Consider the following 24,097-nt stretch of genomic DNA (forward strand, 5'->3'; position numbering starts at 1 on the left):
AAATAGGAAATTAAATGCACAAAAAAAGGCCTTCGGAAAGACCTTTTTAGAATTTATTTAGAATTTATTGACGTTCGCTGATTGGTTTTACATCAGCTTCAGTAAGACCGTACATTTCCATAACTTGTTTATAGTTGCTGTAATCCATTCTTCCGGAGAAAAACCCAGGAATTATTACAACTCTGAAAATTTGATTATTTGTGACTGCTGGTGTTAAACCTGCCAAATCAAAACCTTCCATATAAAGACCTATATTAAAACGAGTAAAACTATAGTTGTAAGCATAGTCTAATGTTCCGTCTTCAAAGAAATAATATTCAGGAACTAATTTCCAATCGTCTTCTCCTTGAAAAGCACCTGCTAATCTATAAATTAAAACATGATCTGATGACAATATAGGGGGATTTAAAACAATCTCGCCAGTAAATCCGTTTTGAGTTGTAAAACTTCTATTTACTTCAAACACTTCTGCTTCTGCACTAAAACCATCTCTTCCCGGAGGACCTTGTGGACCTTCGCAACTTTGTAATGTTATCATCCCGATTAACACTAAAATGAATGTAAATTTTTTCATACGTCTATTTTTTAATGATTAATGATAGTTGGTACTATCCAATACTCATGCCAAAGTTATCTTTTTTGAACCATTTGCCCTAATTTAATTTTTCTTACTTTTGAAAAATGATAGAAAATCAATCTCTTTTTATGGTCATGTTGGGAGCTACTCCTCCCGGAAGATTGACTGAACAACATGATATTTTTTTTGGAATTGGACATGCTTTGAAAGAATTAGTACCGGCTATGAAAGACTTTTGGCCGGAAGCAAAAGGCCGAATTCATATTGACGCGTGGCGAAAAGTTTCTTTTGTTGATGATTTTAAAATTGAAGTTGTTTCTCGTGAGGAAAACTTACCCATCTCAGAAAAATTATTTTTCATCAATTTAGGTGGTTACAAAGAAAATGAATTTGAAGAATATCATTATAAAGTGTTAACCGTTGCTCAAAACAAAACCGAAGCGATTAAAAAAGCAAAAGCCACTTCGTTCTATAAACATTACGGTTTTAAAGGAGCGACGTCGCATATTGATGATAAATATGGCGTGGATGTAGATGATATTTATGAAATTGAAGATATTTTATCACCAACATTTAAAGAAAATTTCAAATTGAAAATAACAAAAACAAATTCAAACCAACAAGATGGTCTGGAAATTGGTTATGTAAAAATTGATAAATTACTGAAAGATGAAAATTAAATTCTTACTACTGTTTTTATTGGTTTATGGAAAACATTTAGGGCAAATTGCCGATTCTAAAAACTTAGTTGCTGTAAATGAAGATGTAAAGCTTTTAGCTGATGGTTTTATTTTTACGGAAGGACCAATTTCGGATAAAAATGGGAATGTGTTTTTTACTGATCAACCCAACAATAAAATTATTCGTTGGGATGCGGAAAGTGGTAAAACAACCGTATTCAGTGATAATTCCGGTCGTTCAAACGGATTATATTTTGACAAAAAAGGAAACCTGATTGCGTGTGCCGATTTGAATAATCAACTTTGGCAATTTGACAAAAAAGGAAAACACAAAGTGATTTATGAAGATAAAGTAAACGCTCATAACGGTCCGAATGATTTGTGGATTGATTCCAAAAACGGGATTTATTTTACTGATCCGTTGTATGTTCGGAATTATTGGGAAAGAGATTCTGTGAGTAAAAGAACCGGCAATCATGTTTATTATCTTTCGCCTGATAGAAAAAAAATCATCGCCGTTGATGAAAATTTAGTGCAACCGAATGGTATTGTTGGATCGGCGGATGGAAAAAAATTGTATGTAGCTGATATTAACGATCAAAAAACGTATGTTTATGACATTCAATCTAATGGAACGTTGATGAATCGAAAAGTTTTTTGCGAAATGGGTTCAGATGGAATGACAATTGATAATCAAGGGAATGTTTACTTAACCGGAAAAGGTGTGTCTGTCTTTAATAAGAATGGTTTTCCGGTGGCTCATATTCCGGTGCCGGAGAAATGGACGGCTAATGTTTGCTTTGGCGGCAAAAACAACGACCTCTTATTTATCACAGCGATGGATGCTGTGTATGGTTTAAAAATGAATGTAAAAGGAGTGACTTATGGGAAGAAATAATCCGAAGAATATTAAAATACACAACGACAAATTGCACAAGGAACAAGCCAAAAAGAAAGAAAAAGAAATGGCGAGAAAAGAGAAGTTGAAAGCAATTGTTCGCAAGTTTAATAGTGAAGAAAATGAAACCGCTAACTAATTAAATCATTGATATGAAAAATTTACTTTTGATTACTTTCGTATTTTTCACTATTTCTTATAGTGTTGCCCAGGACAAGGTTGCCATTGAAAAAGAAGCCGCTGCCTTAGCTCAAGAACAATTGGATGGATACAATAAACGAGATATCGAAGCTTTTTTGAAACCTTACAGCGAAAATGTAAAAGTCTATACTTTTCCCGATCAACTTTTGTATGAAGGAAAGGCAAAAATGCGAGAAGAGTATACCCAAATGTTCAACCAATTACCCGATTTGAATTGTAAATTGGTCAACCGAATTGTATTGAACAACAAAGTCATCGACCACGAAGAAGTTGTCTTTATGAAATCGGAACCAAAACTGTATGCAATTGCGGTTTATACGATTACAGATGGTAAGATTAGTGAGGTGAGGTTTATGCAGTAAATATTCAGCAAAATTGATTAAGCGTAAAATAATAAAAAAACTAGTTTGGACCTTTGCAATATTATTCATTTTAATGAATGTTATTGCAATTTTTCATTCCTATAAATTCACTCACTTCGCTGAAAATAATTCAGAAAAGACTAAAACTCCAACAAAACTTTCGAGCGGTCAGAAAATTTCAACTATACTATTTGGGGTAAATAATCCAAAACCTGTTAATAAAAAAACACCTTCTATAGCTTTTGAAACAATTACTATTAACAGCAATAAGGAAATAGAATGTTGGGATATCAAAATACCAAATTCAAAAGGCACGATTATACTTTTTCATGGATATGGAGGAAATAAATCTTCAATGCTTGATAAAGCTGAAGTTTTCAGAGAGCTTGGTTTCAGCACATTTTTAGTTGATTTTATGGGTTCAGGCAATTCAGAGGGAAACCAAACAACCATAGGTTTCTTAGAAGCAGAACAAGTTAAATCAACCTATGAATATATAAAGCAAAAAGGTGAAAAAACAATTTTTCTTTTTGGAACATCGATGGGATCTGTTGCCATAATGAAAGCACTTAGCGATTTTGAAATTAAACCTAAAGGAATCATAATCGAATGTCCTTTTGGTTCAATGTATAAAACTGTTTGTGCAAGATTTGAATCGATGAATGTACCCACTTTTCCAATGGCCGGACTTTTAGTTTTTTGGGGAGGCGTTCAAAATGGGTTTTGGGGTTTCGGACACAATCCGACTGAATATTCAAAAAAAATTAACTGTTCTACCCTACTATTACACGGAAAAAAAGACGAAAAAGTCAGTTTGGCAGAAATTGATGAAATATTCTTGAATTTGAAGGGTCAAAAAGAATTAAAAATTTATGAAAATGTAGGACACGAAAACTATTTGAACAAGTATAAAGATGAATGGACAAAAGATGTTGATAAATTTATAAATACAAAATAAAAGAAAACTCCATCAATTCCCCCACAACCTAACCCATAATTTGCCTAATAATTTCTTTGCTTGTGCCCTATTTTTATTTGGTAATTCTTTGGCTTTGATTTCCCCATTTTCTTCCGTAATTTCATAACTAAATGAAAACTGCATGTCGTTTTTATCCGCATTCATCACCCCAAAACGCAAATCGTTAAAAAGCAATTGATTTTCTTTTTGGGTGATGCAGTACCAACCTTCTGAAATTCGTTTGAGTTGTTTGATAACCGCTTCGTTTTCATATTCAGTAATCAATTCATTCTGTTTTGGAATGAATTGAAATTGTATCGGTTTTGTATCAAAAAAAGAATAATCGCCGATGTAATATCCATTATCCACTTTAATATTAGTTGTCCACAAAATGATGTTGAATGGCGATGGTTTTACCACAATTTCCTTATAACTAATTTTATTTTGTTCCAATTGTTTTTCAAATTTTTGCAAGACAATGGATTGGACAATTAGCGTGAGAAACAAATACGAAGTACTCACAATTAATCCCGTTCTATTCCAAAACATTCTTTTGGGGTCGTCTTTCTTTTTCTTAATTGAAAAAATCAGAAACAACAAAAAAGGCAGCGTGTAGAGTGGATCAATAACAAATATGGATTGCAATGAGAATCGGTTTTCAAGCGGCCAAAACAATTGCGTTCCCCACGTAGTGAACAAATCTAAAAGTGCATGTGTTTGCAAAATAAGGAAAGAAAACAACGTTGCTTCTTTGAAATTTACACCTTTTTTATGTTCTATTTTTTGCAAAATCCATCCTAAAATGGGTGAAAGAAAAAGAAAAAATAAAGTGGAATGACTGAAGCCACGGTGAATATCTGTAGCAGTTAACGGATCTAAAAACTTACCGTAAAGCACATCTAAATCGGGCATCGTTCCAATGATGGCACCGTAAAGAATGGCTTTGTTGCCGATCTTTTTGCCGAGCACTTGATTGCCCACTGCGGCACCGAGAACGATTTGACTGAGTGAATCCATTAGTTTACTTTTCCTTCAAAATAACCTGAAATGACTATCGGTTCTGCTTGATTTAGAACAACTGCAAGCACATCATTAAACTCAAATCTATACTTTCCATTTTCTAAATAGGTAACCTCAACAGTTGAATGGTATAACATATTTGTGGTTGTTTCAGTATAATAAAAGCCATTAGCGAAAAGCGTTTCCCCTATCGTTCCTAAACCAAAAGTATAAATTCCGTTTGGTCCTGTAGGTGAATTTTTTGAATAACTAAAACCAAAAAGAATAGCTTCATAATCATCTGAACCAGAAACACCTCTTTCTAAGTTAAAAGTTAAACCTTCTATGTTAGGATTATCAGATGAAGGATTACGTTCTAATTTAGCCGTTGTTGGTTTAAACTCAACTCCATCCACAGTAATCGTAGACTCAAAAGCCGGAGCTGAATCATCTGAAGAATCACAAGCGGTAAAAATCGAAGCAAAAATCAATAGAACTATAAACTTTTTCATAAAAATATTTTTGCAAAAATAACAATTTGGAAATTTAAAAGGACAAAAAACTTCTCATAAAAAATAAGAAGAAAGAATTGAAAAAATCATAATTATACAACAAAATCAAATAATCATATAACATGAAGATTATAATATATTCGACCTTTATGACTATAATTTTAAATTTATTAATGATGGAAAAGTCTAATTCAAATTTCAATAGTACAATCGAAGTCAATAACATAAAACTATCCTACAATGATGTGGGAATTGGGAAAATACCGATTGTCTTTTTGCACGGGTTTCCTTTTAATAAGTCGATGTGGGACAATCAATTGAAAACTTTTGAGGAAACGCACCGTTTTATATCGGTGGATTTTAGAAGCTTTGGTCAATCGACGAATGATGATTCTGCGTTGAGTATGGATTTATTGGGCGATGACTTGATTGGTTTTTTGAATGCATTGAATTTGCGAAGAGTGATTATTTGCGGACTATCGATGGGTGGATTTGTGGCGTTGAATGCGATTACACGTTATCCCGAGCGGTTTGCGGCTTTGATTTTGTGTGACACGAATTGTGTTGCCGACAAGCCTGAACAAAAAGAGAAACGCTATAAAACGATTGAGGAAATTGAGCAAAACGGAACGTCGAAATTTGCAGCTACGTTTTTGGATTCTGTGTTTGCGGATGATACCTATTCTTCGGATAAAGAATTAGTTAAAAAAATAAATGCCGACATTTTGGCGAATTCTCCGGAAGTAATCACGAACGGTTTGAAAGCGTTGGCGATGCGTAACGAAACGTGTTCTAAATTGGCGGAAATTACTGTTCCTACGTTGATTATTTGTGGTCGTGAAGACGAAGTGACGCCGCTGGAGCAGTCGGAATTTATGAATAAACACATAAAAGATTCGACGTTGAAAGTAATTAATAATGCAGGGCACTTGTCGAATATGGAGCAACCACAAGCCTTTAACGCAGAGCTTTTAGAGTTTTTGTCATCGGAACCGATTATCACAATGGTGAATTCGATTAAAGAGCCGAATGCGAATTTGTTTGTGTAGGTTTATTGGTTAACGTTCTTACTTTTTATATATAACCCCTTTATTAAGTTTTATGACTTGGTGAAGGGGTTTTGGTTTTAGTAGATTTTTTGAGGAAATGTTAAAGTGGGGGGATTTTTAGTATTTTAGTGGGGAATATATGTTATTGATTAGCGACAGTCTATCCAATTTTGGGTTTATAGTCGCTACTTTGTAGCGGGTATAAATAGATTTAACTGTAATATGGACAAAACAGAAAGATTAGAATATTTAAAGCAAAAAAGAACTAATTATAAAGGTCGAACTGAACTTGAGAAAAGGCAGAACGACTTGAATCAATTTCTATCTGAATTAAATAATATTGAATCTGAATTAGTAAAAATATCTTCATCTGACATTAATATTAAAAATATCGCAAGTCCAACTCTCTATGATAAACCAGAGAATCCTGTTTATACGGAATTACGATATAAAACAAACGAAGAAAAATTGAATGTTAAAAGTGCAATTAAAAACTGGATTTTTGAACAGGGTTCGAAAAGGATTTTAGTTAAGAATCAATTTCTTATTGAAAATAATGATTGGCTGGAATTAAATGCTAAATCTCTATACCGGAATTTTGATTTGCTTTTTGAGAAATTGAATATCCTTTATACCATAATGCTAGCACCTGAAAACGGGAATTTTATAACCTTATTCGAATTTGAATATGATGTTACGATTTATAGTGGAATTATAACGGAAAATGGAATAACATACTACAGCTAACAGCGGTTTCAAGAAATGGCGAGGCACGGGATTTATCAGAAATGGAAAAGGTTTTTAATTTAAAGTTTTAGTTACATTTGTAAAGGCTTGGTCTTGGTTCATCGCCACTTCATGAAGCCGCAAAACGTTATTCATAATTATAAATGAATATTGAAGATTTAATTCCTAAAGACAAACTTGATATTGAAACAGCAGAAAAGCTGAAAGACTATTCGTATGAAGAAATAAAACCAATAGTACCTGATTTATTGGATTGGATTCAAGATATGAATTGGCCGGTAGCAAAAACAGTAGCTGACTATTTGATAACCATTTCTGAATTTATAATTCCTGAAATCATAGAAATTTTAAATGGAAAAGATGAAATGTGGAAATATTGGACTATTGGTGTTTTTGGAATTTACTCTAAAAAGCCTTTACATCCAGAAGTTTTAGAAATTATCTATAGAATTGCGAACTATCCAAGTTTTGAGGAAAAGGAATCTGAAGTAGATGAACAAGCTATTAGGGCATTAAATAAATAACTGGTCATTACAGCGATTTTTGTCAATAGATAGGTCTGGCTATTGCGAGCATCACAATGGTGAATTCGATTAAAGAACCGAATGCGAATTTGTTTGTATAAAAATTCAGAAAAAAAAGAACCATCTCAATTGCTCGAGATGGTTCTTAACCAAAATAAAAAACTTCACTTATAAAGTTCGGTTTCCGTTTACGGTAACTTGGTCATTGTTACCATCTACAAAAGTACCATATAATACATCGCCGGTTATGTTGGCTACTACTTCGCCATCTTCGTCAATTAACTCACCATTTGCGTTATAATCTCCTTCTACATCATTAATTTCATTTGTTTGATCACTTTTTGCAATACCACTAAATCCGCCTAATGCACTTGATAAAACGATGTTAAACACACCTGTTTCGCCGGGTTTTGAATACGTTCCTTCAAACGCTTCAATCAAAGCCGTTGACGTTTCTTTAAAAATTTGGAACACTGCATTAGGATGTCCTGGAATGCTTGAGGTTACAATTGTTGGCGTGGTTCCGCCAAGTCCTACACTAAACGTAATTGAAACATCACCACCGTTAAAAGTACCAGTAAAAGGTGCAATGTAAGACTGACCGTCAATTACTTCCACTTCTGACGTAAGCACGGCAGTTTCACCATCCAATACCATTGTAGCGGTAATTGTACTGCTTCCGTTTTGAATGTTGATGGAGATTGTTCCCGATGATCCCACAACAATTCCTTTGTAAACTCCTTTAACGCTGTTGTCATTAACTGCTAATGCATCTGGGGTGTCCACACACGTTTCGCATACATAGGATGATACCGGAGCATCATCGTCTTCTGAACAAGAGATTGCAAATCCCGAAATTGCGACAAGCACAAATAGTGTAATTTTTTTAAATGTTTTCATGATTTAGTATTTTATTTGGTTAGTAAATCAGACTGTTTTTCAGTTGATTTGTTAGCCAAAAGTAGATGGAAGGGATGGTGTGTGCAATACGCAAATAGTAGTAAAATGCTACTTTACAATCATTTAGGAAATGTTTTGTTGAGTGCTTCTGTTCGAGAATTGACCTGAAGTTTTTCGTAGATGTTGCGAATGTGCGTGCGAACGGTTTCGGTGCTTAGGAATAATTTATCGGCAATTTCTTTGTATCGCAATCCTTGTGAGAGTAAATTCAATACTTCTTTTTCACGGATGGATAACTTCTTTAATTCTACATTTTCTTCGCCTTGGTGATGAAAAGAAGCCACAATTTTTCGTGCGATGTGGCTGCTCATCGGTGAGCCTCCTTTGTGGACATCGGATATAGCATCAAGAATTTTGGAAGGTTGAGTGGTTTTGGTTAAGTAACCCGTTGCTCCGGCTTTGAGGGCTTTGAAAACGGAATCGGTGTCTTCAAACGACGTGCACATTAGAAACTGAATTTCCTCGCATTTGGGTTTTAATATTTCGATGCATTCGATGCCGTTTTTGCCGGGAAGGTGAATATCCATCAGCACTACGTCTATATCTAAATCAGGGATGGACTCGATGGCTTCTTCTGCGGATTCATAGGTGTGCACGCAACTGAAACCCTCGCTACCATTGATGAGCATAGCGAGACCTTCTCTGATTTGCTTTTCGTCTTCTACGATGGCGACTTTAATTTTCATAGCTACAAATTTACGGAATGTGTGCAATCGTGGTTACTACTAAAGTGGTATATATGATTTTCTTGAGTTAAATATAAATGGGTCTTTTTCATCCTATAAAGTTAATTTGAAGCGATTTATCTTACTATTTTACCACGAATTCTCGAATTTTAAATTAATCAAACGTGTTAATTTGTTCATCAATGATGAAAATTCGAATTAAATCGAATAATTTTTCTAAAAAATAAGTGAATTCGTGGCAAAATTATTTCAAAAATTAATTACAACCTAACGGGCTTATCTTACTATTTTACCACGAATTCACGAATTTTAAAATTAAGTAAACGTGAAAATTTGTTCATCAATGATGAAAATTCGAATTAAATCGAATAATTTTTCTAAAAAATTAGTGGCCCGAGCGTAGCGAACTGACGAAGTAAATTCGTGGCAAAATTATTTCAAAAATTAATTACAACTTACGGGTTAATATTTTACTTAAAGGTAAGACTAAATCGATGGACGTGCCTTGATTAGTATTGCTTTCGATGTTTATTTTTCCACCGATTTGGGTAAGACGTGATTGCATATTTCGGAGACCGTTTCCGGAACTTTTGGTTTCAGTTGAAAATCCTTGACCGTTGTCTTTGATAGTGATTCTAATTTGTTTGGCATCTAAACGGATGGAAAAATGGATGCGTGTGGCGTTGGAATGTTTTACAATATTATTAAGCGATTCTTTTATCACCATAAATAATTCGCGGTGACTTTCTTTGCTGATGGCGGTTTGCGGAATGTTTTCAGGGAAATCATAATGCACTTCCATCGGGTAATCTTCTAAATAATCCGTGGTGTATTCTCTCATTCGGGCGATGAGATTGGCGAGCGTGGTATTTTCAGGGTTTAATGCCCAAATTAAATCACGCATGTTTTCGATCATTTTGTTGGCGGTTTCTTTCACGGCTTCGCTGCTGGTTTGCACGTCGGGTTGTGTGGTGGTTTTTTGATGGATGATTTCGCTTAAGAATTTTATTTTAGAAAGTCCGGAGCCTAAATCGTCGTGAATGTCTTTGGCAATTCTAATTCTTTCCTGTTCTTCTGTTTCACGAATTGCGGTGTCTTTGATTAGTTGGTTTTTTAGTTTTTGTTTGGCTTTCCAGTTAAAGAAGAACAAAATTCCGACTACTAAGAATAATAAAATGGAGAATATCCAATAGTTTTGTTTGTTGATTTGAAGTTGTTTTTCTTTTAGTTCTAAGTTTTTGATTTTAATTTCTGCTTCTTTTTGAGCGGTTTCGTATTTGACTTGCATGGAGACCAATTGCTCGGAACGTTGCACATTGATGTAACTGTCCTTTTCTTCTTGGTATAATTTTCTGTATTGGAGAGCTTCTTGGTACTTTTTGAGTTTTTCTGAAGCGTTGGCTAAACCGTCATACGATTCGATGATGATTTCTTTCGCATCAATTTTTTTGGCGTTGGTATTGGCAAGCAGACATAAATCAAACGACTTTTGGTAATCGCCGGTTAAGATATACACATTCCCTAAATTGTTTTGATTGGCGGCCACCATAAATTGATCGCCCACCTTTTCAGAAAGCGAAATGGCTTGGTTGTAGTAGGCAATTGCTTTGGGGTAGTCGTTTAGATTCTTCCAAACGATTGCTAAATTATTGAGGACCATTGACTCTCGTTCTTCACTTTTTAATTCGCGGTATAAGTCGAGGGCTTTGGTGTACACTTCAATGGTTTGATCCAACTTATCTTGCTGCTCATACACCACGCCCATATTATTGTAGCAATCGGCTAATAACGCAAGATCATTTATTTTTTGGGCTAACGTGAGAGCCGTTTGATAATGCGATAATGCTTTATCAAATTCTTTTTGTTCGGAATATAATGCTCCAATGTTTTTGGTGGATTTGGCAATGTTGAACGTATCTTTTAATTCGTCGAACTGATCAATGGCTTTGAGGTAATACTGTAAAGCCAATTCTGATTTACCAATTTGAGAATAGGAATTGGCAATGTTGTTGGTGGCTTTTCCAATGATGATTTTGTCTTTTTCTTTATCGCTATTAGCGACCGCTTTTTTAAATAAAACAATTGCTTGTTGATAATTCCCTTGCGAATAAAGTTCTACTCCTTGATTCAATAACGTTTCTGCATCTGTTTGAGCAAACGAACTGAACGCGAAAAAGAAAAGCAGGTAAAAACAGTAAAGTTGTTTCATAGTTGTGGTTAGATTTGACTAAACTACAACATTTTAATAATTATGTAGCAAATAACTAAAAAAAGTAGCCAAAAATGTACAAATTTGATTACATAAAGTAGAGATCTAATTTTCTATTAACTAAAAAAACCTCTCAAATGAAAGGTTTTATTAATGTATGATAGTAAAATAACTATTTAACTTCTTGATTCACTTCAGTATTTACCTCAGCAGTTGCTTCTTGTGGAGCTACTTCCTGCACTTCTTCTACTTCTTTAGGAGATAGAAAATAGAGCAAAGCTCCCACAGCCGTCATCCCGCCCATAATAGCGTAGGCAACCACATCGCCCCAATTATAAATCCAAATAAGCAGACTTGGCACTCTATCTAAGAAACTTAATACAAGAGCAAAAACTCCGAAAAACATTAAATAACCTCCAACTTTTTTCATAAAATGATAAATATTAATTAGTATTTGTTTATTGGTGATGCAATATAATTAATTATTGATTATGGCGATTTAATTTTATTAGGTTTTTTTTATGATGATTTTATTTGTAAAATTTATCAAGTAAGACTTTAGTTGAAGGGGAATTGAGAATCGAGAAAATCTGTCACGATTGATGCTTTATCCATACACTATCCATACACTATCTATGCTTTATCTATACGGTTGTCGGTTGTCTGAACCGTCCTGACCCGTCCTAAAATAACTATACAGATTATTAAATAAATCCTACTATAGTTATACAACTATAATTCTTAATCCTAAACTTGCTATACAGTTGTTTTTCGTTTTAAAAAATGACTGGACCTATGAACGATTTTAACGCAGAGCATTTAGCGTTTTTGTCTTCGGAACCGATTATCACGATGTTGAATTCGATTAAAGAGCCGAATGCGAATTTGTTTCTGTAGGTTTATTAGTTAACGTTCTGACTCGTCCTAAATCCCACACTGACCCAATTACCAAATTGCCACATTCCTAGTACAATACCAACCACTTTTGTTTTTTACCAATCATTTTTCCATATTTGCATACACACATTCCCAAACATTTTTATATATTTGAAATATGAATACAACAGCCAAACCAAAACACATCGGCCGCAACATAAGCCGTATTCGCGAACTCCGCGGAATGAAGCAAGAAGCTTTAGCTATCGCCATTGGAGTGAGTCAACAAACAATTTCAAATATTGAAGCAAGTGAAATTGTGGAAGACGATAAATTAGAACTAATTGCTAAAGAATTAGGAGTTTCAAAAGAAGCTATTCATAATTTTAGCGAAGAAGCTGTCATTAATTATTTCAGCAACTTTACAGACAATAAAGGTCCAATATATACAGGACACCATTGCACCTTCAATCCATTAGATAAATTAGTTGAAGCTTACGAAGAAAATAAAAGACTTTATGAGCGATTACTAGAAGCAGAAAAACGAAAATAATTGTAAGCAAATCATATTTTCTTTTGAAATCGATTATATAGAATAATAATGAAATAATCTCAAGTTTTTTTCAAATTTCCCTCTAGTGCCTTCCCATCCGGAAGGCATTTTTTTGCCATTAAAAAATAATAAACTTTTTTCTTAACCTAACTACATTTTATATATCTTAGTAATTCCAAAAACAACTTTTGCCAGTTGGCAAAAACCTACCCCATTTATTTTTTTTTAGTCTTTTACGGGAATCCGTAAAATAGTATGAGCAGAATACTTTTATTTTGTACTGGGAGAAAAGGCATCTGACCTTTGAAAAAGAATAAGAATAAATAAAAAAAGTTACCATTCGAAAAGATTGACTTCTTAGAATTTCGCTTTGAGTGGAAGAAGATAATAAAACAACATTTATCAGACCAATCTACCCAAAATTGAGTATATAAGTCTTATTTTGGCAGATATATATCAGAGCCAGCAGTAATTTTAAAAAAATGCATAATACAATAGATCAGATCAACAAGCTACATGAAAAAGCACTCGAAGAAAAACGTATTGCATGTAAAAGCGATTTGAGTGTAGAAAATTTTAAAACAGCATCGGTATACTATAATGATCTAGTAAATTATATTAACGAAGTAATCGCATTAAATGTCGATGACGTAAATCTAAATTTACAATTAACTATAACTAAAGAATATGGTTTATTTCAAGTTAATGAATGCTTATATGGATTCTTATTTAGAAAAGGGAAATATGATCGAGCACTTGAAATTGCTAGACTAGCAAACGATCATATTCAAAAATTGTTAAAAATAATTGAACTCAATTATGATACTGCTAACGAAAAAGCAAAAGATTACATAGATAGAGGTAAAATAGATTGGAAATTATCATCATTAACTATCAAAATAAAACTTCTTGAACCAATTGCAAGAAAATCAATGCAAGAAGAAAAATTTGTGAATGCTCTTGATCATTATAAAAAAATAAATGATTTACATGAAATAAATCATAGATATATAATGGAGAATGAAGTTGATTTAGTTCTTAAAAGAACTGAATTAGGAAATTATTATTCGGCTAAAGCTGGTGTAGCAAATTCTCTAGGAGCGATATATGTTTTGAAAAGCGGAGATCAAGACTATTTCATTGAAATTTTAGAACAGTTTATGAATGTTATACAATTCCTAAAACTCGCTCAAAATAATAATCCTGAACAAGACAAGTTTAAAGATGGAATAATTGCTGTTACTAATAGTATTAAAGTATTACTCAACGAAAATAAAAACAAATGGTTTGAGTACATTATATATTTTAAAAATGATAAAACCCTTGAATTAATTATGAGACAAACAGATAATGAAAATTACAAAATGTTAAATGCAAAATTAGAAATTGAAAAAGATAAACCTAAACGTATTATTTTAACTTTTGGGTTTCTACTTTGTTTTTTTCTTATTATAGCACACACAATTTTTCAAATTGCAGTTAGTGAAATTAATTGGTTTAGATTTATAATATTGATTTTTGCTTTGCCTTTATTTTTCACTGTAATCGGTGCTTTTGCTTTGAGAAGTACAGAAAGTCTAAAAGAAGAGAACTTTTTAAAGTTAATGAAATTAGCGTTTAAAATAAACGTAAAAGGGTTGAAGATATTTTCTGAAAAAGGGAGTTAAAAACTACTGCTAAAAGCCTTAATCGTTGTACCATTCTGCCACACCCAAGCTATACGTATTTTTCCGACTTCGGATTAAATTAATTTTCCTAACATAAACCATTAGAAAGTGTTTATTAACTGTCTCTAAAATCATTTGACTTTTATCCCAATTGATGTCAGAAAAGCTACAGTACTCTCAAAATAAAATTTAATTAATATGGAAATAGAAAAATGAAATGGATAAAAAATAAAATGCTCAGATAATGAACAGTTTTAACTCAACTTATTTAATATTTTAATCAAAAAAATGAACAATTCAACATCTAAAACATATGTATTAAATGTAGTTAACTATGTAATGATTTGTTTCATTATTCAAATCATATTGACTATTATTGTTAATCCACCAAACGAGAATGCTGAATTTAATGGAAGCACCATTTGGTTGTTCTTTATATTTTTTATAATTTATAAAATTGGAATTGTTTTAAAAAATGATAAAAATATTTTTATAAGTCGTCTTTTACAATCATTAGTTATCCTATACGTAACAAACAATTTTTATACTATTTTTAATGTAATAGATTCGAATTACTTTGGGTATGGATTTATGCTCTATGAAAAAGTTGAAAATCCTGCTATTTATAAAAATTTTTTATTTTGGCAAACCGGAGTTTTAAGTGGCTATAATTTCTATTTAATATCTTCAAATTTTATTGATAAACTTTTTATAGTTCCTATAATTGGATATTTAGAATGTTTAATAAAAGCTATCTATCCTGATCTTTTTATTGTATTAATTATTCAAATTCCATTCATAATAAAAAATAAAAAATTCTTAAATTGGACTACAGAATAATTATCTTTTCACAATACCAAGCTGCCGTAAATCCAGCTCCTTGAAGTCTGAATAAAAGTCATTAATAGTAGTTGAGATAGCACACTGCTCTTCGAATGTCCCAGCTCCACGAAGTCTGAATAAAAGTCATTAATAGCAATATTATAGCACGCTGCTCTTCGAATGTCTCTGACTTCGAAGCGAATAATAATTCCTTATATAGAAATAGACAACCGCAGTCTCCAAGCTCCACGAAGTCTGAGTAAAAGTCATTAATAGCAGTATTATAGCACACTGCTCTTCGAATGTCTCTGACTTCGAAGCGAATAATAATTCCTTCCTAAGAAATAGACATCGCAGACTTGATAATTCATAGCAAAATCTACCATTCTCAACAATAAAAATCCTAGCAAAATTTAAACACAAAAGATATCTATTGTGTCATTTCGACGTTAGGAGAAATCACATAATTTGTTCACGATATGTGATTTCTCCTAACATCGAAATGACACAGCCTCTTATTATTACAAACAAAAAAAGGACAACTCCCGTCGTCCTTTTAAAATCATATAAAATTAAATTACATATTCCTTCTATACTGCCCACCCACTTCAAACAACGAACTCGTAATTTGACCAAGCGAACAATATTTGGTGGCTTCCATCAAACGTTCAAAAATGTTTTGGTTGTTGATGGCGGCTTCTTGTAAACCATTTAATTGTTCGTTCACTTTTTGCTCGTGCAATTGGTGTAGGGTTTCTAAGGTTTTAATTTGAAATTGTTTTTCGTCTTCAGTGGCACGAATTACTTCTCTTGGCACGACAGTTGGCGAACCTTTTGAACTTAAAAACGTATTTACCCCAATAATTGGGAAATCGCCATTGTGTTTTAAGGTTTCATAATACAACGATTCTTCTTGAATTTTAGAACGTTGGTACATCGTTTCCATTGCACCTAAAACGCCGCCACGTTCTGTGATGCGGTCGAATTCTTGTAAGACCGCTTCTTCCACTAAATCGGTTAATTCTTCAATGATGAACGAACCTTGAATTGGGTTTTCGTTTTTGGCTAAACCTAACTCTTTGTTGATAATCAACTGGATTGCCATTGCACGACGAACGGATTCTTCGGTTGGTGTTGTAATGGCTTCGTCATACGCATTCGTATGCAACGAGTTACAGTTATCGTAAATGGCATACAAGGCTTGCAACGTTGTTCGAATATCATTAAAATCAATTTCCTGAGCGTGCAATGAACGTCCCGACGTTTGAATATGGTATTTCAACATCTGAGCTCTTTCGTTGGCTCCGTATTTATTTTTTAAGGCTTTTGCCCAAATTTTTCTTGCCACACGACCAATCACGGCATATTCCGGATCGATTCCGTTGGAGAAAAAGAAGGATAAATTAGGTCCGAAATCGTTGATGTTCATTCCGCGACTCAAATAATATTCCACGTAAGTGAAACCATTTGCCAATGTGAACGCTAATTGTGTGATGGGGTTTGCCCCTGCTTCCGCAATATGATAACCCGAAATAGAAACCGAGTAGAAATTTCGAACGTTCTTTTTAATGAAATATTCCTGCACGTCGCCCATCAATCGAAGAGCGAATTCGGTGGAGAAAATACAGGTGTTTTGTGCCTGATCTTCTTTTAAAATATCGGCTTGAACGGTTCCGCGAACTTGAGCTAAGGTTTTAATTTTGATATCTTGATACACATCTTGCGGTAGCACTTGGTCTCCTGTTACTCCTAATAACATCAAACCTAAACCATTATTTCCTTTTGGAAGTTCGCCGTTGTAGGTTGGACGAACGAAACCATTTTTCTTATAAATTTCGTTGATTTTTTCTTCTACCTCAACTTGCAAATTATTTTCGATGATGTATTTTTCACAATTTTGGTCGATGGCGGCATTCATAAAAAAGCCAAGCAACATCGGAGCCGGACCGTTGATGGTCATACTCACAGACGTTAACGGATGACTTAAATCGAAACCGGAATATAATTTTTTGGCATCGTCTAAACAGCAAATGGAAACCCCAGCATTACCAATTTTTCCGTAAATATCGGGACGTAAATCGGGGTCGTTTCCGTATAATGTTACCGAATCAAACGCGGTTGATAAACGTTTGGCGGGTAAACCTGCACTCACATAGTGAAAACGTTTATTGGTTCGCTCCGGTCCGCCTTCTCCGGCAAACATTCGCGATGGATCTTCGCCTTCTCGTTTAAAAGGGTACAATCCGGATGCAAAAGGGAATTCTCCCGGAACATTTTCCTGTAAATTCCACTTTAAAATATCGCCCCAAGCTTGGTATTTTGGCAATGCTACTTTTGGTATTTGTGAATGCGAAAGTGATTCGGTGTGCGTTTGAATTTTGATTTCTTTGTCACGCACTTTGAACGAATAAATCGGGTTTTTGTATTTATTCACTTTTTCATCCCACGTTAAAATGATTTCCCAGTTGAATGGGTCGAGGTTCATTTTTACACGGTCAAATTCTTTGGTTAATAAACTTAAAAATTCTTTGTTTATGTCAGACTGAGCCTGTCGAAGTCGTTCTTCATCCAAACCGAATTTAGTTAACCCTAATTTATTGATATGTCCAACCGATTCGATGGTTTTATAAATTCCGTATAATTTTTGAGCGACATCTACTTGTGATAAAACCGTTTCATCATACTTGCGATTATTCTCTGCAATTTCCGAAAGGTAACGTGTTCTGTGTGGTGGAATGACGAAGATTTTCTCACTCATTTCACGTGTGATTTCGAAGGTAGATTGTAAATCGGCTTCGGTTTTTTCGACGATTTTGTCCATCACTTTTTTGTAAAGTGTGTTCATTCCCGGATCATTAAATTGCGAAGCAATTGTTCCGAAAACGGGTAACGAATCTAAATCGGCATCCCAAAGGTTATGATTGCGTTGGTATTGTTTTTTCACGTCACGAAGTGCATCGAGTGAACCTCTTTTGTCGAATTTGTTGATGGCGACTAAATCGGCAAAATCAAGCATATCGATTTTTTCCAATTGCGTTGCGGCACCAAATTCCGGTGTCATTACGTATAATGAAACATCGGAATGTTCGATGATTTCGGTGTCACTTTGACCAATTCCGGAGGTTTCGAGAATAATGATGTCGTATTTGGCTGCTTTCAGCACTTGAATGGCTTCTGCAACATATTTTGATAACGCTAAATTGGACTGACGAGTAGCCAACGAACGCATATAAACGCGAGGATTATTGATGGCGTTCATTCGGATTCTGTCGCCCAACAACGCTCCGCCTGTTTTTCTTTTGGAAGGATCTACGGAAATTAATCCGATCGTTTTTTCAGGGAAATCGATTAGAAAACGACGAACTAATTCATCTACCAATGATGATTTTCCTGCTCCGCCTGTTCCTGTGATTCCGAGAACGGGAATTTTGGAGGTTTCATTTTTCTTGTGAATGGCATCGAGCGTTTCTTTTGCGATATCAGGGAAATTCTCTGCGGCAGAAATCACTCTTGCTATAGCTCTTGGATTTTTTTCTTCCAAATGATTAGCTTCTCCATTCAAATTATCGCCAATTGGGTAATCGGATTGTTGCACTAAATCGTTGATCATTCCTTGTAAACCCATTGCACGACCATCATCGGGCGAATAAATTCGAGTGATTCCGTATTCGTGTAATTCTTTGATTTCTTCGGGAAGGATTACGCCTCCTCCACCGCCAAATATTTTGATATGACCGGCTCCTTTTTCTTTGAGCAAATCGTGCATATATTTGAAATATTCGTTGTGACCGCCTTGGTAGGATGTCATGGCGATTGCATTGGCATCTTCTTGAATAGCAGTGTTTACGACTTCTTCTACGCTTCTGTCGTGGCCAAGGTGAATGACTTCTACACCGGTGGCTTGAATGATGCGTCGCATGATATTGATGGCTGCATCGTGTCCGTCGAAAAGGGATGCGGCAGTTACAATTCTTACTTTATTTTTAGGAATATAAGGAGTTGCTTGTTCCATTGATAAAAAAATGATGTTTTTGAGGGTGCAATTTACGGAATTAATAAAAAATAATAGCGGTTTTTTTGTTTTCTGTTGTCGGTTTTCTGTTGTCGGTTATTTTGAACGCAGATTTTAAAAATTGGAGTAATTATTTGTTTGGGGGTTGCCACGAAGTTGGAAAGGCACGAAGCTTTTGGGAACTCATAATTGGAACGCGGATTGGACGGATTAGCTGAAGCTAAACGCGGATTTTGGCGGATTTTTATTAGTTGTTTCTCGCAAAGCCGCAGAGACGCAAAGTTTAAAACCTTATTTTATTACTTTGTGGCTTTGCGACTTTGCGTCTCTGCGAGAAAATTTAAGTTAAAACTTAACAACACAACTCAGAAAAAGGCATAATAATTGCTTATTTTTGAAACATTAAATTATATCAAGTATGAAAAAAACGATTTTACTTTTATGTGCCTTTACATTTTTTAGCTGTGCAGAAATGCAGCAAATTGCCGCTCAACTTCCTCAAACCGGCGGTATGCTTGGGAATGCCGATATTGCCAGCGGGTTGAAAGAAGCTTTGAACAACGGAATTGACAAACAGGTTTCGAAATTGACTAAAACGGACGGATTTTTTAAGAACGAAGCGGTGAAAATTTTGCTTCCGGATGAGTTGAAAATGGTAGATTCCAGATTGCGTACGATGGGTTTATCGAGTTTGGCTGATGAAGGTTTGAAAGTGTTGAACCGTGCTGCGGAAGATGCTGTGAAAGAAGCGACTCCGATTTTTGTGGATGCGGTGAAGCAAATGACGTTTAATGACGCTAAGAATATTTTGATGGGAAATCAGACGGCGGCGACTTCGTATTTGCAGAATTCTACTTCTACTGCGTTGTATTCAAAATTTAATCCGGTGATTAAAAATTCTTTTGAGAAAGTAGGAGCGGATGAAATTTGGAAAGAAATCATTACGAAATATAATTCGATTCCGTTGGTGAAAAAAGTGAATCCTGATTTAACGGATTATACGACCACAAAAGCGATGGAAGGTGTTTTTAAAATGGTGGCTGTGGAAGAAAAAGAGATTAGAACGAATTTGAGTGCGAGAAGTTCTGATTTGTTGAAGCGGGTTTTTGCGATGCAGGATAATAAGTAAATTGCGGGTTGCGAGTTACGGGTTACGGGTTGGAAGATGAGACAGCTAAAAATTTAATAATCAATAACATATATATAACAAATGCTTAACACAACTTATGAATTTTTCTGCTGATATTTGCAGTATAAATTTAAGGTTTGTTTGGTTAGAGTTAGTTAGTAAAAAGAAAGTCAGTGATTGAGACCGCTGACTTTTTTTTATGCTTTAGACTGAACAAATGAAATGACAGCCGAGTTGAACTGCAGCGGTTGCTCAACATTGACTACGTGTCCGCAATTTTCTATCACAAATAATTCTGCCGTTTTATAGTGTTTTTCAACGACTTGACGAACGGAGGGCAGAAACATATAATCTTCTTGGCCCATGACATAAAGTGTGGGAATATTAATTTCGACTTGACGAAACCATTTGAGTACCGGATTGATTTCGGCGGTTAGTTTAAACCATTTTATGAATTCTTTTTGGTATAATTTTTTTGCTTCGTTGATGAAAAGTAGTCGTGATTGTTTGTGATTTTTTTTTGGCATAATCACAAAAGCAAAAAAACGGTAAAGCACTAAATAGGGTAAAACGTATTTGAAAATATTGCCGAGTTTCATTAAAATTTGCGACCGGAAATTCATTTTTAAAATGGCTCCGCCCATAATCATCGATTTTACTCGGGTGGGATGCATTTCTGCCAATTGTCTTATGACGATGGTTCCGAGTGAAATGCCAACAAAATGCGACGATTCAATTTTTAAATGATCGATTACTTCGTACACATCTTGGGCGATGGATTTGAAAGTATATTTTTGTTTGAATCCGTTTTTGAGGTTTGGTTTTGATTCGCCGTGCCCACGCAAATCAAGTAGCAAAACATTAAAGTGTTTTTGAAATTCTCTGATTTGTTTGAACCAAATAGACGAGCTTCCGCCCGCACCATGTACAAAGGTAACCCACTCTGAAGAATTTTCGTTTTTGTATGTTGAATAGGAAATCAAACTTTTTTTGGCAAATGTAGCATTTTTATACAAAAGTTGAATCTTAACAATTCTTAATGATAATTTAATTATTTGATAATGTATCTTTGCAAAAAAAATTTCACCCCAATGAAAGGCGTTTTTAAAGAAAATAAAGATTTAAAGTTTTTGAAACAAGAATTTTCAAACTTTTTGAAAAAGAAAAAGCAACCTAGTGCTGAAAAACCGGAAAATGTTCAAGCTGAAAAGAACGAAACACTTGTTCTAGAGGAAGTTGAACTATAATTTTTCGTGTAATTTTTTAAAATAAGGAAAGGCTTTCAATATCCGGCTTCCGTACCATGAAAACAATTCACCGTCTACAAAAATGGTTTTGGCATGGTGTGTGCAACGGCCAATTTCAAAAGCGTGTTCATCTTTAAACGGAAACGGTTCTGAGGATAAAAAAACAACTTCCGGGTCACCTTCTTGACGTATTTTTTCCAATTCAATTTCCGGATAACGTCCTTTTTCCTTGTATATATTTTCAAAACGATTTAGAACAAGCATTTCATTGATAAATGTATCTTTTCCGGCTACCATATACGGATTGGCCCAAATAAAATAAGCCACTTTTCGAAAAGGTTTATCCTTGATAAATTGTTGAAAATCATTGTACGCAAAAGTGATTTTATCATTCCATTTTTGAGCCTCCGTGCGTTTGTTGAAAATCTTTCCGAAATCAGTAATCATTTGCAAATTGTCTTCAATGGTAATAATATTTGTCACCCAAACCGGACAAATTTTGCTCAATTCTTCGACGATTTCTCGGGTGTTTTCTTCTTTATTGGCAATGATGATGTCGGGTTGAAGGGCTTTTATTTTATCGTATTTCACTTGTTTAGTTCCTCCAATAATTTGTTTGGTAGCTTTTAAATGCTTGGGGTGAACGCAAAATTTTGTGATGCCTACGATTTGGTCTTCTAAACCCAAATCATATAGAAGTTCGGTTTGTGAGGGAACGAGGGAAACGATTCGTTTGGGCGAAGTTTCAAATTGATGAAGATTATCAAGTTGGTCTTTTATTTTTATCATCTCACTAATTCATCATTTTCCCAAATTCCTTCTTTTTTTAGTTTTCCGTTCTTTTTAAACAGCTTTCCTTCCCCATGACGTTGATCATTTTTCCAAAAACCTTTGTACACTTCGCCATTTTTCCAATGATATTCTCCGTATCCGTCTCTTTTATCATTTTTAAATTCACCTTCATAATGTTCGTTGTCTTTCCAAGTAAAAATTCCTTTTCCGTGACGGAAATTATTTTGCCAATATCCTTTATAAATACTTCCGGTTTCAAAAATCCCAACTCCAAAACCTTCTGCATTTCCGTTTTTAGTTTGTCCGATGTATTGAAATTTTTTACCTTTTGAACTGGTTAAATTCAAAATTCCACTTGCCATCTGAAGCTCGTTTAACTTGGATTTTGCCACTTCTAAATCATTTTTCGTTTTTTCTAAATCACTTATTGCAACTTTATCATAGGCAATTATTGTATCATGTACCGTCTTTTCTCTTTGACTCAAAATGATTTTTGGCGACGTATTATTGGATTTATTTTGTAACAATTCAACTGTATTTATCCAAAGTGAATCTGACATTGGTATTGACTTAACGATTGTATTTGCTTCTTGTTCAAAACCTTCTAAATATAAATGAGTAGCTTGGAAGTATTTTTTATATGTTTCTAAAGAATCTATTTTGAGGGTATACTTCTCTTTTAATTCTTTTAACTCATTAGATTGCTTTTCTATTTTATAATTATATAATAAGTAGAAGCACAATCCTGTTATAAAAATGCTGCTTAGAAGTAAAATATAATTTTTTCTTTTAATCATATTGATTCCATTAGTCTGAATATCTTACTTGTTGATCATTAGATTTCCACAATCCACTTAATTGATCGATATATAGTCCAACCATGATTCCTCTTCCGTGATCAAACTCATATCCGGTTGCTCCACGAGTTCGAAATCTGTCAACATAACGTAATTCGAGTCGTGCTACATCTAGGAAACGATAACCTAAACCTACATATAATCTATTTTGGTTGAAAGTATTAAGAACGACATTTTTACCGATATTTAGTCCAATTTCGTTTGAAACAGCTGCATATAATGTATTGTTTTCATAAAAATCATTGGAATTAATCATGTATCTAATTCTGTAACGAAATCTAAATCGTGTAAAAAAACGATATTCATCTGCGTCAGCTTGTTCTTGCCAACGCAATTCGTAACGATATCGCCAAGTATGCATCCACTTTCCATTATCATGTTTGTAATGGTGGAAAAATTGAAAAGTAGTTCTTAGTTCATGATAATTAGGTCGTTCCAGATCTTCAGGTTTCCCAACATATTCGTTGGTATGCATGTATCCGATTGGTGAAATTGAAAGTCGAGAATTTTTAGTAAATTGATAATTAATCCAAGGTCTGATGCTGGTTCGCAAATGGCTATCAAACATGCTTCCGGAGTTTAATTCGTTTTTACTTCTATAAACAAAATCTGCTCCAACGCCCCAATTTTCATTGAAAAACTCATTAATTTCTGTTTTGTGCCAAAAAACAGAATGCGGGTAAACAGTTTTTCTCTCCTGAGCATAATTCAGTAGTGGAGATAAAAATAAGGCTAATACTACTCTATATTTCAATTCTTTGTGTTTTATCAAAAAACAAA

General features: G+C 34.2%; 25 protein-coding genes. 13 read left to right on the top strand and 12 right to left on the bottom strand.

Translation table 11 applies throughout. The features are described from left to right. Positions 1-64 precede the first annotated feature (64 nt). Positions 65-574, bottom strand: a complete 510-nt coding sequence (locus B4N66_RS11195) for a hypothetical protein (RefSeq protein WP_291094839.1) — start codon at positions 572-574, stop codon at positions 65-67. A 107-nt stretch (positions 575-681) separates the two neighbouring features. Here B4N66_RS11195 and B4N66_RS11200 point away from each other — a divergent pair, with 107 nt between their 5' ends. From B4N66_RS11200 to B4N66_RS11220, 5 genes are all read left to right on the top strand, one after another. Then, positions 682-1,257, top strand: coding sequence for a DUF1543 domain-containing protein (locus tag B4N66_RS11200; protein ID WP_291094840.1), 576 nt, complete (start codon positions 682-684; stop codon positions 1,255-1,257). Further along, complete coding sequence (locus B4N66_RS11205; RefSeq protein ID WP_291094841.1) at positions 1,247-2,155, top strand: SMP-30/gluconolactonase/LRE family protein; 909 nt, start codon at positions 1,247-1,249, stop codon at positions 2,153-2,155. Before B4N66_RS11200 ends, B4N66_RS11205 begins: the two co-directional genes overlap by 11 nt. Then, the gene (locus B4N66_RS11210; protein WP_291094843.1) at positions 2,142-2,294 is read left to right on the top strand and encodes a hypothetical protein; all 153 of its coding nucleotides are present in this window, start codon (positions 2,142-2,144) and stop codon (positions 2,292-2,294) included. Before B4N66_RS11205 ends, B4N66_RS11210 begins: the two co-directional genes overlap by 14 nt. 13 nt (positions 2,295-2,307) lie before the next feature. Further along, positions 2,308-2,718, top strand: a complete 411-nt coding sequence (locus B4N66_RS11215; RefSeq protein WP_291094844.1) for a nuclear transport factor 2 family protein — start codon at positions 2,308-2,310, stop codon at positions 2,716-2,718. 73 nt (positions 2,719-2,791) lie between these two features. Next, entirely contained in the window at positions 2,792-3,676 is an 885-nt protein-coding gene (locus tag B4N66_RS11220) for an alpha/beta hydrolase (RefSeq protein WP_291094846.1), read from the top strand. A 12-nt stretch (positions 3,677-3,688) separates the two neighbouring features. Here the strand turns inward: B4N66_RS11220 and B4N66_RS11225 are convergent, their stop codons facing one another. Both B4N66_RS11225 and B4N66_RS11230 read right to left on the bottom strand, forming a co-directional pair. After that, positions 3,689-4,693 carry a metal-dependent hydrolase gene (locus B4N66_RS11225; protein WP_291094847.1) on the bottom strand — a complete coding sequence of 335 codons (1,005 nt, stop codon included), beginning with the start codon at positions 4,691-4,693 and terminating at the stop codon, positions 3,689-3,691. Further along, positions 4,693-5,187 carry a hypothetical protein gene (locus tag B4N66_RS11230; protein ID WP_291094848.1) on the bottom strand — a complete coding sequence of 165 codons (495 nt, stop codon included), beginning with the start codon at positions 5,185-5,187 and terminating at the stop codon, positions 4,693-4,695. The genes B4N66_RS11225 and B4N66_RS11230 overlap by 1 nt, the downstream gene beginning before the upstream one ends. A gap of 149 nt (positions 5,188-5,336) precedes the next feature. Here B4N66_RS11230 and B4N66_RS11235 point away from each other — a divergent pair, with 149 nt between their 5' ends. The 3 genes from B4N66_RS11235 (at position 5,337) to B4N66_RS11245 (ending at position 7,507) form a co-directional block, all read left to right on the top strand. Further along, a complete protein-coding gene (locus tag B4N66_RS11235) occupies positions 5,337-6,236 on the top strand; it encodes an alpha/beta fold hydrolase (protein WP_291094849.1) in 900 nt (299 codons plus the stop codon). Between the two features lie 222 nt (positions 6,237-6,458). Then, positions 6,459-6,983, top strand: coding sequence for a hypothetical protein (locus B4N66_RS11240; protein ID WP_291094850.1), 525 nt, complete (start codon positions 6,459-6,461; stop codon positions 6,981-6,983). A 143-nt stretch (positions 6,984-7,126) separates the two neighbouring features. After that, positions 7,127-7,507, top strand: coding sequence for a DUF5071 domain-containing protein (locus B4N66_RS11245; protein ID WP_291094851.1), 381 nt, complete (start codon positions 7,127-7,129; stop codon positions 7,505-7,507). Positions 7,508-7,675: 168 nt separating this feature from the next. On the opposite strand, the gene B4N66_RS11250 is transcribed toward B4N66_RS11245, so the two are convergent. The 4 genes from B4N66_RS11250 to B4N66_RS11265 form a co-directional block, all read right to left on the bottom strand. Further along, complete coding sequence (locus B4N66_RS11250) at positions 7,676-8,407, bottom strand: hypothetical protein (protein WP_291094852.1); 732 nt, start codon at positions 8,405-8,407, stop codon at positions 7,676-7,678. 119 nt (positions 8,408-8,526) lie between these two features. After that, complete coding sequence (locus B4N66_RS11255) at positions 8,527-9,153, bottom strand: response regulator transcription factor (RefSeq protein ID WP_291094853.1); 627 nt, start codon at positions 9,151-9,153, stop codon at positions 8,527-8,529. A gap of 448 nt (positions 9,154-9,601) precedes the next feature. Beyond that, the gene (locus B4N66_RS11260; RefSeq protein WP_291094854.1) at positions 9,602-11,362 is read right to left on the bottom strand and encodes a tetratricopeptide repeat-containing sensor histidine kinase; all 1,761 of its coding nucleotides are present in this window, start codon (positions 11,360-11,362) and stop codon (positions 9,602-9,604) included. A 172-nt stretch (positions 11,363-11,534) separates the two neighbouring features. Next, positions 11,535-11,792, bottom strand: coding sequence for a hypothetical protein (locus B4N66_RS11265; protein ID WP_291094855.1), 258 nt, complete (start codon positions 11,790-11,792; stop codon positions 11,535-11,537). Positions 11,793-12,416: 624 nt separating this feature from the next. Here B4N66_RS11265 and B4N66_RS11270 point away from each other — a divergent pair. The 3 genes from B4N66_RS11270 (at position 12,417) to B4N66_RS11280 (ending at position 15,298) form a co-directional block, all read left to right on the top strand. Beyond that, the gene (locus B4N66_RS11270) at positions 12,417-12,791 is read left to right on the top strand and encodes a helix-turn-helix domain-containing protein (RefSeq protein WP_291094857.1); all 375 of its coding nucleotides are present in this window, start codon (positions 12,417-12,419) and stop codon (positions 12,789-12,791) included. Between the two features lie 482 nt (positions 12,792-13,273). Further along, a complete protein-coding gene (locus tag B4N66_RS11275; protein ID WP_291094858.1) occupies positions 13,274-14,458 on the top strand; it encodes a hypothetical protein in 1,185 nt (394 codons plus the stop codon). Positions 14,459-14,746: 288 nt separating this feature from the next. Next, positions 14,747-15,298, top strand: coding sequence for a hypothetical protein (locus B4N66_RS11280; RefSeq protein WP_291094860.1), 552 nt, complete (start codon positions 14,747-14,749; stop codon positions 15,296-15,298). A gap of 559 nt (positions 15,299-15,857) precedes the next feature. On the opposite strand, the gene B4N66_RS11285 is transcribed toward B4N66_RS11280, so the two are convergent. Further along, positions 15,858-19,292: a methylmalonyl-CoA mutase family protein gene (locus tag B4N66_RS11285; RefSeq protein WP_291094862.1), complete on the bottom strand. Its 3,435-nt coding sequence runs from the start codon at positions 19,290-19,292 to the stop codon at positions 15,858-15,860. Between the two features lie 418 nt (positions 19,293-19,710). Here B4N66_RS11285 and B4N66_RS11290 point away from each other — a divergent pair, with 418 nt between their 5' ends. Next, positions 19,711-20,421 (top strand): DUF4197 domain-containing protein, encoded by a 711-nt coding sequence (locus B4N66_RS11290; RefSeq protein WP_291094864.1) that lies wholly within the window; start codon positions 19,711-19,713, stop codon positions 20,419-20,421. A 197-nt stretch (positions 20,422-20,618) separates the two neighbouring features. On the opposite strand, the gene B4N66_RS11295 is transcribed toward B4N66_RS11290, so the two are convergent. After that, a complete protein-coding gene (locus B4N66_RS11295; protein WP_291094918.1) occupies positions 20,619-21,404 on the bottom strand; it encodes an alpha/beta fold hydrolase in 786 nt (261 codons plus the stop codon). 108 nt (positions 21,405-21,512) lie between these two features. Between B4N66_RS11295 and B4N66_RS11300 the strand changes: the two genes are divergently transcribed. Beyond that, the gene (locus tag B4N66_RS11300; RefSeq protein ID WP_291094866.1) at positions 21,513-21,668 is read left to right on the top strand and encodes a hypothetical protein; all 156 of its coding nucleotides are present in this window, start codon (positions 21,513-21,515) and stop codon (positions 21,666-21,668) included. Here B4N66_RS11300 and B4N66_RS11305 read toward each other — a convergent pair. Genes B4N66_RS11305 through B4N66_RS11315 form a run of 3 tightly spaced genes read right to left on the bottom strand, consistent with a single transcriptional unit; the run spans position 21,663 to position 24,071 of the window. Then, positions 21,663-22,457, bottom strand: coding sequence for an ABC transporter substrate-binding protein (locus tag B4N66_RS11305; protein ID WP_291094867.1), 795 nt, complete (start codon positions 22,455-22,457; stop codon positions 21,663-21,665). The genes B4N66_RS11300 and B4N66_RS11305 overlap by 6 nt on opposite strands. Next, a complete protein-coding gene (locus B4N66_RS11310) occupies positions 22,454-23,257 on the bottom strand; it encodes an MORN repeat-containing protein (RefSeq protein WP_291094868.1) in 804 nt (267 codons plus the stop codon). The genes B4N66_RS11305 and B4N66_RS11310 overlap by 4 nt, the downstream gene beginning before the upstream one ends. Positions 23,258-23,267: 10 nt before the next feature. Then, positions 23,268-24,071 carry a DUF2490 domain-containing protein gene (locus B4N66_RS11315; RefSeq protein ID WP_291094870.1) on the bottom strand — a complete coding sequence of 268 codons (804 nt, stop codon included), beginning with the start codon at positions 24,069-24,071 and terminating at the stop codon, positions 23,268-23,270. Positions 24,072-24,097: the final 26 nt, after the last annotated feature.

It is taken from the genome of Flavobacterium sp. UBA2787, from assembly GCA_002352205.1.
Lineage (GTDB): Bacteria > Bacteroidota > Bacteroidia > Flavobacteriales > Flavobacteriaceae > Flavobacterium.

Bases quoted from the DNA above. Each gene is read 5' to 3' on its own strand.
- B4N66_RS11195 (WP_291094839.1), bottom strand. From the start codon at position 574: ATGAAAAAATTTACATTCATTTTAGTGTTAATCGGGATGATAACATTA.
- B4N66_RS11200 (WP_291094840.1), top strand. From the start codon at position 682: ATGATAGAAAATCAATCTCTTTTTATGGTCATGTTGGGAGCTACTCCT.
- B4N66_RS11205 (WP_291094841.1), top strand. From the start codon at position 1,247: ATGAAAATTAAATTCTTACTACTGTTTTTATTGGTTTATGGAAAACAT.
- B4N66_RS11210 (WP_291094843.1), top strand. From the start codon at position 2,142: ATGGGAAGAAATAATCCGAAGAATATTAAAATACACAACGACAAATTG.
- B4N66_RS11215 (WP_291094844.1), top strand. From the start codon at position 2,308: ATGAAAAATTTACTTTTGATTACTTTCGTATTTTTCACTATTTCTTAT.
- B4N66_RS11220 (WP_291094846.1), top strand. From the start codon at position 2,792: ATGAATGTTATTGCAATTTTTCATTCCTATAAATTCACTCACTTCGCT.
- B4N66_RS11225 (WP_291094847.1), bottom strand. From the start codon at position 4,693: ATGGATTCACTCAGTCAAATCGTTCTCGGTGCCGCAGTGGGCAATCAA.
- B4N66_RS11230 (WP_291094848.1), bottom strand. From the start codon at position 5,187: ATGAAAAAGTTTATAGTTCTATTGATTTTTGCTTCGATTTTTACCGCT.
- B4N66_RS11235 (WP_291094849.1), top strand. From the start codon at position 5,337: ATGACTATAATTTTAAATTTATTAATGATGGAAAAGTCTAATTCAAAT.
- B4N66_RS11240 (WP_291094850.1), top strand. From the start codon at position 6,459: ATGGACAAAACAGAAAGATTAGAATATTTAAAGCAAAAAAGAACTAAT.
- B4N66_RS11245 (WP_291094851.1), top strand. From the start codon at position 7,127: ATGAATATTGAAGATTTAATTCCTAAAGACAAACTTGATATTGAAACA.
- B4N66_RS11250 (WP_291094852.1), bottom strand. From the start codon at position 8,407: ATGAAAACATTTAAAAAAATTACACTATTTGTGCTTGTCGCAATTTCG.
- B4N66_RS11255 (WP_291094853.1), bottom strand. From the start codon at position 9,153: ATGAAAATTAAAGTCGCCATCGTAGAAGACGAAAAGCAAATCAGAGAA.
- B4N66_RS11260 (WP_291094854.1), bottom strand. From the start codon at position 11,362: ATGAAACAACTTTACTGTTTTTACCTGCTTTTCTTTTTCGCGTTCAGT.
- B4N66_RS11265 (WP_291094855.1), bottom strand. From the start codon at position 11,792: ATGAAAAAAGTTGGAGGTTATTTAATGTTTTTCGGAGTTTTTGCTCTT.
- B4N66_RS11270 (WP_291094857.1), top strand. From the start codon at position 12,417: ATGAATACAACAGCCAAACCAAAACACATCGGCCGCAACATAAGCCGT.
- B4N66_RS11275 (WP_291094858.1), top strand. From the start codon at position 13,274: ATGCATAATACAATAGATCAGATCAACAAGCTACATGAAAAAGCACTC.
- B4N66_RS11280 (WP_291094860.1), top strand. From the start codon at position 14,747: ATGAACAATTCAACATCTAAAACATATGTATTAAATGTAGTTAACTAT.
- B4N66_RS11285 (WP_291094862.1), bottom strand. From the start codon at position 19,292: ATGGAACAAGCAACTCCTTATATTCCTAAAAATAAAGTAAGAATTGTA.
- B4N66_RS11290 (WP_291094864.1), top strand. From the start codon at position 19,711: ATGAAAAAAACGATTTTACTTTTATGTGCCTTTACATTTTTTAGCTGT.
- B4N66_RS11300 (WP_291094866.1), top strand. From the start codon at position 21,513: ATGAAAGGCGTTTTTAAAGAAAATAAAGATTTAAAGTTTTTGAAACAA.
- B4N66_RS11305 (WP_291094867.1), bottom strand. From the start codon at position 22,457: ATGATAAAAATAAAAGACCAACTTGATAATCTTCATCAATTTGAAACT.
- B4N66_RS11310 (WP_291094868.1), bottom strand. From the start codon at position 23,257: ATGATTAAAAGAAAAAATTATATTTTACTTCTAAGCAGCATTTTTATA.